Below are 10,872 nucleotides of genomic sequence, written 5' to 3' on the forward strand. Positions count from 1 at the left end.
TCATGACTTACTTGACGCCGCCCAACCTCGACGACCGCCGCTTCGCCGATTTGCTACAGGAAGCCCGCGACCGCATTCGCCAGCAATGCCCGGAGTGGACCGATCTGAGTCCGAGCGATCCGGGCATGGTGCTGCTGGAAGCCTTTGCCCATCTGACCGAGGTGATGATCTACCGCTTGAACCGCTTGCCGGAAAAAGCCTATATCGAGTTCCTGAACCTGATCGGCGTGCGCTTGCAACCGCCCGCCGCCGCGGTCACCAAATTGGTGTTTTCGATTCCGAAACCGTTGGGCCACGCCGTTGAAATCCCGAAAGGCGTAAGGGTGACCTTGGGCCGCGCCGGCTCGGGCCGGGAACCGCCGATCTTCACCACCAGCGAGGCGGTAACGATTCCGGCCGGCAGTACCAGCGCCGAAAGCATTGCCTACCACTGCGACTGGGTGCGCGGCGAACTGGCCGGCAAGAGCAACGGCCAACCGGGATTTTTCGTCAACGCCAAACGGCCGCCCATCGTCGCGCCGAACCGCGACGGCCTGGATTTGGTGGTGGGGGTGGAGGCCGGAGCGGACGAAATCGAAGACCATACCTCGGCGCTGGAATACGAAGGTAAGTCCTACATCGTCTGGCGCGAAGCCGAGAACTTCGCCAATCCGGGTTCCGACGGCAGAATCTATCTGGTCGACCGCCTGACCGGGAAAATCGTGTTTACCCCGGCGCTGCGGCTGCCCGATCCGGCCGGCGGCATGACGCCGTTGCAAACCCTGGCGCAAGTGCCGGCGGCCGGGCGGGAAATCCGGCTTTGGTACCGGCGCGGCGGCGGCGCGGAAGGCAATCTGGCGGCGAATACGCTGAACACGCTGAAAGATCCGCTCGTCGGCGTTGCGGTGACCAACCCGGAACCGGCCGCCGGCGGCAAAGCCGCGGAAACGCTGGAAAACGCGCTGATCCGCGGCCCGCAACAAATCCATTCCTTGGAACGGGTAGTGACGGCCCGCGATTACGCGCTATTGGCGGTGCATTGTTCCGGTGCCGCCAACCGGGCGAAAGCCTTTACCCGCGCCGACATCTGGAGCCACGCCAGACCCGGTACCGTCGAAGTCCTGATCGTGCCCAACCTGCCGGCGCCGGACGACTACAGCGCGCCGTTGACTGCCGAACAACTCTACGCTTTGGAAAGCGAAGAAGCCCGGCTGCGGATTGAAAACGCGCTGGCGGAACGCCGGCCGCTGGGTACCGAATGTCAGGTCAGTTGGGCGCGCTACAAAAACGTCACGGTGCGGGCGCAGATCGTCACCCACCGTGAAGAAGACCTGCTGCAATTGAAACAGCGCTTGTTACGCAAGCTCTACCGCGGCATCAATCCGATCGAAGCCAACTCGGCGCAACCCTGGCCGTTCGGCCAACCGTTACGGGTGTTCGACGTCTACAAAATCCTAGGCGACGACCCCGGCGTCAAATCGGTCAACAATGTCCGGCTCTCGGTGCAACACGCGCCTAACGCCAATGTCGCCGCCCTGTGCGCCGACGCTTTCCAGAGCAAAACCTGGTACACGGCAACCCCGGCCGGGCTGTTCCGCTCCTCGAACGACGGCGACGGCTGGGAATTGATCGAGCGGTTTGTCGGCGAAAAAATCGACGCGATCAAGGCCTGGCCGAAACAGGCCGGCGCCGATCCAAAACATGCCGGCTTGCTGGCGATCAGCTCGCGCCTGCTCGACAGCGACGGCGTCAGCCGGGTCAGAGTCTCGCTCGACTGCGGCGAAAGCTGGCTGGATTACGCGCAAACCAATTTTCTGGTCGAAGACATGGCCTGGATCGAGCGCGACGCCAAACTGGCGCTGCTGCTGGCCACCGAGAAAGGCCTGTTCGAACTCGGCGTGCCGTGGGACCCGGCGGCGGGCCCGAAACCGGTGCAGTTCGATGCCGAGGACAACGAAATCCCGTTATACGCGGTTGCGGTCGCGGCCGACGCCTCCGGCTTGGTCAGCGTCGCGCTGGCTGCCGGTAATAATCGGGGCATTTACCTGTCCAACAACGGCGGCCGCCCCGGCAGCTTCAGCGCCATCGGCTTGAAAGGCGAGCTGGTCCGGCTGCTTGCGGTGCAAAACCAGGGCGGACACAGTTATTTATGGGCCGGCATCGGCGCACCGGGCACCGACCCCGGCAAAGGCTGCTTCCGCTGGCGACTGACCGGCACCAGCGATAACAACGAGGGCTGGAAAGGCTTTCAGGCCGGCTGGCAAGCCGGTAGTTGCAACGGCCTCGCTTTCGTCGGCGAAGAGGTATTCGCCGCCAGCCAACGCCTGGGCGTATTGAGCCTGAACACCAATTCCGCCGCGCCCGCCTGGAAAGCGCCCGACGCCAAATGCGGCTTGCCGGTGCGCGATGTCGGCCGGTTCCAGGCCGTCGATGCGATTGCCGCCGCTCCGGCCGGCAAAGCGCTATTGCTGTGCGGCGGCGTCGAAGGGCTTTATCTGCGCGGCGCGGCCGGCGATTACCGCAATTGCTCGGCGGACAGGTTTCCGGACATCGTCACCGTGCCGTGCAATTGGTTGCTGTGTTCCGCCGCGCACGAACTCGAAGTGATCAGCGAAGATGAAACGCCAAGCGATTGAACGCCTGTTGCCGGGCATATTCCAGCGCGGCCTGACGCCGCAATCGCCGCTGTTCGCGATTCTGGAGATTATGGAAGCGCTACACGCGCCGGCCGAAGCGATTCTGGAAAACGTCGAAACCCGTTTCAACCCGTATCTGGCCGACGAGCGTTTCGTGCCGATGCTGGCGGCCTGGGTCGATCTGGACCGGCTATCGCCCTTATCCGGCGCCGGCCGCCCGAACGGCGCGCCGCCGATTTCCACCGGCATCGAGCGCTTGCGCGAACTGATCGCGTCGGCCACCTTGCTGTCGAAGTGGCGCGGGACCGCCTACGGCCTGAAATTATTTTTACAGACCGCCACCGGCGACGCCGGTTTCGAGCTGAGAGAAAACGCCACGGCCGACGGTGCCGCCCGGCCGTTCCATTTGTGCGTGTTGGTGCCGGAACGGCTGCGGCCGCACCGCGGCTTGATCGAACGGATCGTGGATCAGGAAAAGCCGGCTTACGCGACCAGCGAGGTTTGTTTCGTCGCCGATGGCGGAACTTGAACCCGCTATCCGGGCAACTCGGTCGAAGCGGCTGGTAGCGCCGACAGCGGCGGCTAACAGGCCGGTATTCGTTTTATTTAACGTCACAGGAGATAACTACAATGACCGCAATCGTCAGTATCAAACAAGCGTCAGACAAGGTAAGTTGCGATAGCAACGGCAACGGCAATTGCAAGTTTTTCGTCACCAACGCCTACACTGACCGGCAATTGCTGCTCAAAGCCCGGGTCGTCACCGGCAGCGGCACGGATGAAAAATGGATCTCGTCGATCCAGGCCGGCGCCAACGCCAAACCGACCGGCGGTGCGATTTCAAACGAATGGAAGCTGGCGCCGAGCGCCACCGAGGAAATATCGGTCAATTTTCAAGTCCCCAAATCGGTTGCCGACGGCAAATATCCGTTCCACTTGCAGGTGTTCTCGGTGGATAGGCCGGACGACGACTTCAAGGACGGCGAACCGGTTTATCTGCAAATCCAGAACGCAGTGGCGCCGCCTCCACCGCCCAAACCATTCCCCTGGTGGATTCTGGTGTTGGCGTTGGTGGTGCTGTTGACCATAGGCGTGGCGGTTTGGTTGATGATGAAGCCCGACGACAGCGGCCCGGTGGTCGAGAAAGCCAAAGTTCCGGATTTAAAAGGCATGATCTGGGACGAAGCTCAGCAACGCCTGAAGCAGGCCGGCTTGAGTAAATTTGAAACCAGCTTCAAATTCGACCCGAGCAAACGCGATCCGATCGTGCTGGATCAATCTCCGTCTGCCGGCTCAGCGGCCGAAGCGGAAACGACGGTGTCGGTGGTGTTGAGCTTTCCCGGCATCGCCGTGCCGGACCTGAGAGGCAAAACACTGCTGGCCGCCGCACAAACCCTATCCAACAGCAATCTGGTGTTGGGCGAAGCCAACTCGCAACCCACTAACGCCCAGCCGGAACAAACGGTCATTGAGCAAAACCCTGCTCCCGGCCAAGCCGTGGATAAAGGTACTCCGATCAAGCTGACCGTGGCAACCACGCCGACCCGGCCGGTGATTATCTGGGACCGCGATTTGACCAAGTTGATGACCAGACAACAACAAATCTTCAAAGTCATGCCGCGCGGCATTGAACCGGCGGAACAGTAATCACAGATTGAAATTCGGAGATTCGATCGATGGAGCAAAACAAAGGCGTGATCATCGGCTTGGTTTTATTGCTATGCCTGTTTGCGCTGGCGTTGGCTTTGGGGTTTCGCCCCCGAGCCAACGACAAACCGGCCGACGCCGGCAGCCAGAACAGGGAGGCCTCGCGTTTAAGTAAGGATAGTTGGCTGAGTACGATGGACGACCTGCTGGCGCCGCTGGCGCCGGCGGTCAAGCCGGCCGAAATTCACCCGTTGGATAACCATTGCCGGCGCGACGGCGACTCATTGGCGCTCAGCGCCAATGAGTCCTGCCTGATCAAAATCGACCCGGCCACAGCCGAACGCAGAACCTTGAACCTGCGCGGGTCCGACAATTATCAGTTGCTGATCCCGGTCGCCGCCGGGGAGACTTGTCCGCAAAACTCGGCGCCGGTCCGGGTCCGGGTCAGATTCGAATTGAACGACGCCGATTCGAAGTGGGAAGAACCGCTATGTTGGAAACCGGCCCGCAAGCCGCAGCATTTCAAAGCGCCGGTGCTGACCAAAGGCGCCAATTTGAGACTGAGCTGCGAAACCTGCGGCGATGGGCAAACCGCGCGCTTAACCTTGGAATAAGCTCAGGCCAGCGCCCGATCCACCCGCAAGGCCTTGACGATGGCCGGTAGCGAGCCGATCAGCAACACCAGGCTCCAGATCGCGCCCAGCACGCCGATCACCAGCGCCGCGATACAGTCGGTGATGCTGACCAGAAAACCCGGCACCAGCCCGTGCAGGAAAGTGACCAGGATATTCGCCAGCAAGGCCGTCAGCGTCAATAACACCAGCCCCTTGTTCTGCAGGAACTGCTGCTGGGCCGCCACCAAAAATCCGCAAAAGCCCAGCTTCAACAGCATGATCAGCGCCAGGGTGGAGCCCGCCGCGGCCTTGGCAAAATCGGCGAATCCGGCGAAATACAGCGCGGTGCCGAACGGCACCGCCAACAGCAACGACACCATGACCCCTAACAAGGCGATGGCGGCCATAATCATGCCGATCGACGCGATCAGACTGATTAAGCCGACGATGAAAGTCACGATGCCTTGGACGCGGCCGTGGATGCGTTCCGGTACCAGCAGCGACACGCCGATCAAGCCCACCGTGTACAGCAACAGCCCGTCGACCAGGGCCAGGTAGGGAATCCCCAAACCCGGCCGCGGCAGATCGCCCGGACTTTTCTGGCCGCTTGGCGCGGCGAAATCCAGAAACGAAGCGCCGATGTCGATCAAAAACGCCAGCGCCAACAGCACTAGCGCGACAGCAAAAAACGGCTTTCTCATGGTGTCCAACATAGCGGTACCTCGTTAGCGGCTGCGCCCATTCGCGTAAGACCGATACTACACCGAAATCGCCGAATTCGCCGATAGTGTTTAGCAGGCCCGACCGGGCGGGTATTGCGTAGCCGCTCTGTGGCGGTCGAGGGAAGGCAACTGAAGTATTCGAGCGGATTCGAAAATTAGTGTCTGAATATGGGCCAAGTTTTCCAAGCCTGTTTCGCAGACGTGTGGATTCATAAAATAAACTTGAGTAACTTTGGCCCAGGGCCGCGCGACGGCGATACCCAGCTTCAATGGCTTCCAGGCCGAACAGCCTGGAATTAAATCGATCAATACAGAATCTATTAAAATGTAAAATATATATTTAAATCAAGCAATTACTAAGACATTCTTCTCAATCAGGGCACAATTTTGGGCACAAATCTTCACGAAAAGGCAATCGCAATCTGAGTTATGCAAACAGAGCTAATTGGATGTCACTTCCGTACTGACCGCAAAATTCGATACACTATGCCAGTGGTTTGCGCCTCAGAGTTCCAAGGCAGTTTCTGATCCCATTCTCTTGGAATGGGCAAGGGTAGCTACTAGCTGCCATAGGTTCACGGTTGCCTCGGTCTACGGCGCGGACCACGCTCTATGAGCTTTTTCGGCGACGTGCGATTTCGTACACGGAGTAGAAGATTACGGACTCGTTAATCCCATCATTTGTTCGCTCCACTATAACCCTTACGACCGCCTCCTGCCGCTCACTGAAAATTATTCTAGCAGTTAACGCTTCATAGCCGCGCTCGCGAGTTTGTTCGTTCGGACGCTTAGTTGATAGCACTGGTTTCATGCGCTGAACAGAAACCGGTATTATGCCGCTCGATGCGAGCAGGATTCGTGCTGCTGCAGGAAGTAATAGAAGCGACTGCTGCTTCGTGCGCACCGGACGATCTCTCCGGGTAATGTGCTCCCAGCCGCGCCAGGTTATTGAAGCCTGAAAGCTAGCTCCGTTTGATGCCGCCTTTTTCCAAACTTTGAAGTAATTGCGAGTCACTTTCAAGAGTGATTCTTGGCCTAAGTAATACATGGTTGGTTCGCCAGGGAACGCTGGCCTTGTCTGATCAAGGTATATAACCGGTAACTTACGGAACTCAGCCCATCTCCAGCATAGATTGTAGATGCTGGACTTCGCGGACATATCGAAACGGTTTCTGAATTTGAACTCAACTTTGTTTGGATACGCACCAGGGGAACATTTGAGGTCCGCCCAGTATGCAACGGGAGTCTGGCCGGTCAGCCGCCTCGGCACCACATTAATCATCAAGGCCGGCCCAGGATAAGCGGCCCATTTCGAGCGCCATCTTGCCATCTTGTCAGTATCAAAAGATAGGGTATAGTCTCCAGTAGGGGGAGCTTGTAAGTAGCCAGTTTTGATCTGCACGAAAATCAAGTCACCAGTGGAGCCGGTATACCTTTCCAGTCCCAACCGACGCTTCAGAAGTATTATTGCATCTACTCCGTCGTCGTTGCTTGCTGACACAACTTCCAAGCCACAACCCCACAAGCCTTCTACTATCCAACGTACCCAAGCAACACCTTCTTGACCCTGCCGGTTGGTGTCAACCATCTTGCGCATATCCGACACCTTTTTTTTATTCTTCATTTTTTCCTTCTTAGTTGTAACAAAAGCACAGGGATCTAGATTTTTTTATTTGAATTCGTTGGCTAAGCTAGCTTTTCAAACACTTATCGCAATTGTGTGTGATTTCAAGAATTCAGTATCTCCGATTCAGTCAAGCGAAAAGGGTACATTCTTTCTTGTTCCCCAGGCGTGTTCCAGGTTATTCGATTTCAGCGAGAAATATTTGCCCATCCAATTCTGAGCATCAACTCATCAATTTTTCAATCTCGGCAAATTTCAGACCCAGCCGTTTTAACGTCACAATCATCCCACGGTGAACATCATTTGCGTAGCGCAATTGCTTAAGCATCAAGCGATTGTAAGTACGCCAATGCATCCCCTTGGGTTTGCCCTCCGGTGGATTTGCAATTCCAACCGGCCAACCCAATTTCGTGCGGATTTTATTGGCGCCACGATGCCCACGATCTCCCTTGTCTTCACGTTGGCTTTGATACGCCAATTGATAGCAATCCCGGCAAGCGAAGTATTTTCCGCCTAAGTAAAGTATCGCTACCCGGCGGCCACAACCTACAGCCGGGCAAGTAAACCAATAACGCGCACCGCCATAATGGCAGGGCGTGGTTTGCAGTCGAACCGGATAATCCAGCGGCTCCCAACTTTCAGAACCAGGCGCGCGATAGTTGTAGATCAGACGCAAGTGTCCTGTTTCCACCTTGGCCGCGATTGAGGCGATCTTCTCCCCGTTGCGTGACCATTGCCAGTTGATATGACTGCCAGGAGTTAAAAGCCCATCCCGCTGCCAGCGCCGAATATCGATTTGCCGATAATCGTCCGTGACATTCGCACCAAATTTTCGACCGCTACCCAATCCACCCATTTTTATTTTTCCGAAATCATTAGGCAAATTAACCGATTTGTTCACCATCAAAATCGGCTCCAGCCCTTGCCGGCTCTAGCGTAGACGGTGTTTCCAAGATCGGTATTTTTTCGGCCAATTCTGCGGCCACTAATGCCTTGATTTGCTCTTCAAATCCGTCGTCATCGCGCGAAAAAGGATTGTTATGCTGGCTGATAACCCGTTGCGACAAGCGATTGACCAGGGGATTCTCACCATTCAGTTGTTGCACCACCACGGTTAGAGGCGTCGGGGCTTTGCCGGCCGGCTTGCCGACCAAGTATTGCCCTAGCCAAGCCCGCGCTTGGGCATCGCCCTGTTTGGCGGCTGCGACCGTACTGGTCACGACGGCTTGCCAGTCCTCTAAGGTGACTGTTTCCAACAAGGTCGACATATAGTCGGCTTCCGTGCGACGGTGCTTGGCGGTGCCTTTGATAAAAGTCTGGGATTGTTGTTTGCGTTTTGCCATGGATTTACCTCGTTGAATGCAGCCCAGGCCAGCGTTGCCGGCCGGTAAGTTGATCGGAAGCATCGGGTTTTGGTGCGAAGCCCTCGCAGCGCCTGGGAAGGTCATCGATCGGGTGGTAATGGCTTCCGGCCACAATTTCGCCACGCCAAGCCGCCAGACAACGCCCTTTACTGGTCAGGTTGCTGCACTCACGGCAATAACGCCGATCATCCAAGGTATCGCGTTGCTTGGTGAGGGTTGAAACCGGGCTGGTTTCGGAAAACTGCCCAGTATCGCTAGTGCCAAAACTGTCAAAAGGGTCGTCGACTGGGCTTTTGGCAGTTAAGGCAGTAGCAACGGGCGCCGCTTTTGTCGAATCCAAGGCTTTGAGACGTTGCAAATAATTCATGACTGCAAACCTTTCGGGTTGGCTTCATAAATCGTCGCCGTCCGCCCCGCCGTTTCCTGTCGGTGACTGCGCAGCCAATCCAGATCGGTCAGGAGTTCGAGGGCATCCGCGACCAATTGCCGGTCTGATAAATTAGCCCAGCCCGGGCGCCAAACATCGCGGCTTGAGAAACTGGTTTTTAAATCACCTTTACGAATGCGCTGAATAATGGCCTTGGCGGCAGCCACCTCCGGCGACGATACGCTGGCATACGCCCGTTGCGCATGGGTTTCCAGATATTCGGCCCAGGCCAAGGCCTGCAAGGTGGCTTTTGCCGAAACAGGACCGCTGTGACCTTCAGCCAGGTGCAGGATCAGCGCCAGCCCCGGCACCAGCTTGCGGTACTTCGCCAGATGCGATTCCATGGCCGGATGTAACTCGCTGCTGCGCAACCGAGTTTCGAGTTGCGTGCGCCATTCCAGAAAGATTTCGGCGGCTGCAGCGGTAAACCGTAAATACGGCAAGCCATCCGGCTGCCCGTTAGGGTCCGTATCCTGCGAGGCGCCAACCTGTCCCGGTTCCAGTTGGTCCAGGTAATCGAACACCCGATTCGCCTCGCGTTTGGCGGCACAGTCCGGCACTCGATCGACGTTACGCCATTCGCCGCCGATATCGGGCCAGACCAACAAGCCGAAGCGTTGAATCAAGCCGTCATCGCCGGCACCACCGCGCACCGCATGCCGCACATAGTCGGCGATTCGGCCCGGTTGGGTTGATCCCAACAAGGACAGGCACACCGCCGGAATATGCAGATTCATACCGCGCATGATGCGGTCGAACGTGTAAGGACTATCGCCATTCCAGCCGGTCAGATAAAACCCTCGCGCTTCGGCGTTGTCTTCACGATCCAGCGCTTTCAGCAGGGAAACCAGTTCGTCGCGAAACACCAGCAAACCGTTGTGATTTTGCCGGTGTAATTCGCCCAACGCGGCGGCCGTGGTGTCATTGGCGATATAGCGGCGTAAGGCGGGTGCTTCGATGTCGGTATCCCGTAAATACTGGGACACATCGGCATTGGCATCCTGGGACAAAAGCTTCCGCGCAGCCTTCTCACTTTCATCAGCCCGTAACTTAGCCAGCTTGGCGGCAACCTTGTGATCCTGCATGTCCATCCGATGTAGTTCGGTAGCTTGAGCGGCCAGGCGTTTCAGCGGCGACAAGGCCGCTTCCATGGCCGGCGATTTCAATACACCCGGTCGGCCGACGACCAACGCCCATTGATTCGGCGTGACCGTCCAATCGGTTTGGCTTTGCGGGCGCATGCCGATTTTTCGCCCCAACACGGTCCCCAGCGCGGCCATGATCGTGACGGCGACAAAATCCGGGGCGCACTGCACGCGATCCACAATATCGGCCACCCAAGGCTTCAAGGTTTCCGGCAATAAGGCAAAGTCGAATGCCGCGACCGGCGGCAAGCCATCCGGCAACGGTTGCGGTTCCGGCCAATCCGCCAAAGGATCGACAAAACTCAACTGGTCTAAGCGCGCCTGCAAACTCATCGCGACACCTCCGAGTGCAAACGCATCACGCTCTGAAACGCCTGCTGAACCCGTTGCTGATCGTTTTCCGATAACACCTTGCCCGCCAATGAATCGCTCCAGGCCAGCGCCAAGATCACCGCCTCCTGTACTAACAGCGGAAATAGTTCGTAAGCGCTAAATTTGGGCACATTCGGTTTTGGACCATACGGATTAGCCAAACGGTCTGGAAACAGATCGGCCATTTGCAAGCCCACCGCTTGCAAGACTTGCGATGTAATGGTCAACAAAAACCGGACACCACATCAGGCAGCGTTTCTATAAAATTCCTGCTCGAATTCAAGCGGGGATTGATAGCCCAATGTTGAGTGCGATCGGCGGCCGTTATAAAAAGCCAAATAA

Annotated in this window: 11 protein-coding genes; 4 read left to right on the forward strand and 7 right to left on the reverse strand. The window is 57.4% G+C overall.

The window, feature by feature from the left end; translation table 11 throughout:
- Positions 1-2 precede the first annotated feature (2 nt).
- From AC0IM9_RS13715 to AC0IM9_RS13730, 4 genes are all read left to right on the forward strand, one after another.
- Positions 3-2,615 carry a baseplate J/gp47 family protein gene (locus AC0IM9_RS13715; protein WP_482804373.1) on the forward strand — a complete coding sequence of 871 codons (2,613 nt, stop codon included), beginning with the start codon at positions 3-5 and terminating at the stop codon, positions 2,613-2,615.
- A complete protein-coding gene (locus AC0IM9_RS13720; protein WP_222101876.1) occupies positions 2,596-3,144 on the forward strand; it encodes a phage tail protein in 549 nt (182 codons plus the stop codon). The genes AC0IM9_RS13715 and AC0IM9_RS13720 overlap by 20 nt, the downstream gene beginning before the upstream one ends.
- Positions 3,145-3,245: 101 nt before the next feature.
- Complete coding sequence (locus AC0IM9_RS13725) at positions 3,246-4,262, forward strand: PASTA domain-containing protein (protein WP_482804374.1); 1,017 nt, start codon at positions 3,246-3,248, stop codon at positions 4,260-4,262.
- Positions 4,263-4,291: 29 nt separating this feature from the next.
- The gene (locus AC0IM9_RS13730) at positions 4,292-4,876 is read left to right on the forward strand and encodes a hypothetical protein (RefSeq protein WP_482804375.1); all 585 of its coding nucleotides are present in this window, start codon (positions 4,292-4,294) and stop codon (positions 4,874-4,876) included.
- 2 nt (positions 4,877-4,878) lie between these two features.
- Here AC0IM9_RS13730 and AC0IM9_RS13735 read toward each other — a convergent pair whose 3' ends face one another.
- The 7 genes from AC0IM9_RS13735 to AC0IM9_RS13765 form a co-directional block, all read right to left on the reverse strand.
- Positions 4,879-5,589 carry a hypothetical protein gene (locus AC0IM9_RS13735; RefSeq protein WP_482804376.1) on the reverse strand — a complete coding sequence of 237 codons (711 nt, stop codon included), beginning with the start codon at positions 5,587-5,589 and terminating at the stop codon, positions 4,879-4,881.
- 619 nt (positions 5,590-6,208) lie between these two features.
- Positions 6,209-7,222, reverse strand: a complete 1,014-nt coding sequence (locus tag AC0IM9_RS13740) for a DUF4365 domain-containing protein (protein WP_482804377.1) — start codon at positions 7,220-7,222, stop codon at positions 6,209-6,211.
- Between the two features lie 223 nt (positions 7,223-7,445).
- The gene (locus AC0IM9_RS13745) at positions 7,446-8,129 is read right to left on the reverse strand and encodes a hypothetical protein (RefSeq protein ID WP_482804378.1); all 684 of its coding nucleotides are present in this window, start codon (positions 8,127-8,129) and stop codon (positions 7,446-7,448) included.
- Positions 8,107-8,565 carry a hypothetical protein gene (locus AC0IM9_RS13750; protein ID WP_482804379.1) on the reverse strand — a complete coding sequence of 153 codons (459 nt, stop codon included), beginning with the start codon at positions 8,563-8,565 and terminating at the stop codon, positions 8,107-8,109. The genes AC0IM9_RS13745 and AC0IM9_RS13750 overlap by 23 nt, the downstream gene beginning before the upstream one ends.
- Positions 8,566-8,569: 4 nt before the next feature.
- On the reverse strand, positions 8,570-8,953 hold the full coding sequence (locus tag AC0IM9_RS13755) for a hypothetical protein (protein ID WP_482804380.1): 384 nt from the start codon (positions 8,951-8,953) through the stop codon (positions 8,570-8,572).
- A complete protein-coding gene (locus AC0IM9_RS13760) occupies positions 8,950-10,491 on the reverse strand; it encodes a YfjI family protein (protein ID WP_482804381.1) in 1,542 nt (513 codons plus the stop codon). The genes AC0IM9_RS13755 and AC0IM9_RS13760 overlap by 4 nt, the downstream gene beginning before the upstream one ends.
- Positions 10,488-10,760 carry a hypothetical protein gene (locus tag AC0IM9_RS13765; protein ID WP_482804382.1) on the reverse strand — a complete coding sequence of 91 codons (273 nt, stop codon included), beginning with the start codon at positions 10,758-10,760 and terminating at the stop codon, positions 10,488-10,490. The genes AC0IM9_RS13760 and AC0IM9_RS13765 overlap by 4 nt, the downstream gene beginning before the upstream one ends.
- Between the last annotated feature and the right edge of the window lie 112 nt (positions 10,761-10,872).

It is taken from the genome of Methylomonas sp. Uni0011, assembly GCF_056850255.1.

Excerpts from the sequence above, each read along its gene's own strand:
- AC0IM9_RS13740 (WP_482804377.1), bottom strand. The coding sequence starts at position 7,222 with ATGAAGAATAAAAAAAAGGTGTCGGATATGCGCAAGATGGTTGACACC.
- AC0IM9_RS13730 (WP_482804375.1), top strand. The coding sequence starts at position 4,292 with ATGGAGCAAAACAAAGGCGTGATCATCGGCTTGGTTTTATTGCTATGC.
- AC0IM9_RS13725 (WP_482804374.1), top strand. The coding sequence starts at position 3,246 with ATGACCGCAATCGTCAGTATCAAACAAGCGTCAGACAAGGTAAGTTGC.
- AC0IM9_RS13715 (WP_482804373.1), top strand. The coding sequence starts at position 3 with ATGACTTACTTGACGCCGCCCAACCTCGACGACCGCCGCTTCGCCGAT.
- AC0IM9_RS13760 (WP_482804381.1), bottom strand. The coding sequence starts at position 10,491 with ATGAGTTTGCAGGCGCGCTTAGACCAGTTGAGTTTTGTCGATCCTTTG.
- AC0IM9_RS13735 (WP_482804376.1), bottom strand. The coding sequence starts at position 5,589 with ATGTTGGACACCATGAGAAAGCCGTTTTTTGCTGTCGCGCTAGTGCTG.
- AC0IM9_RS13755 (WP_482804380.1), bottom strand. The coding sequence starts at position 8,953 with ATGAATTATTTGCAACGTCTCAAAGCCTTGGATTCGACAAAAGCGGCG.
- AC0IM9_RS13720 (WP_222101876.1), top strand. The coding sequence starts at position 2,596 with ATGAAACGCCAAGCGATTGAACGCCTGTTGCCGGGCATATTCCAGCGC.
- AC0IM9_RS13750 (WP_482804379.1), bottom strand. The coding sequence starts at position 8,565 with ATGGCAAAACGCAAACAACAATCCCAGACTTTTATCAAAGGCACCGCC.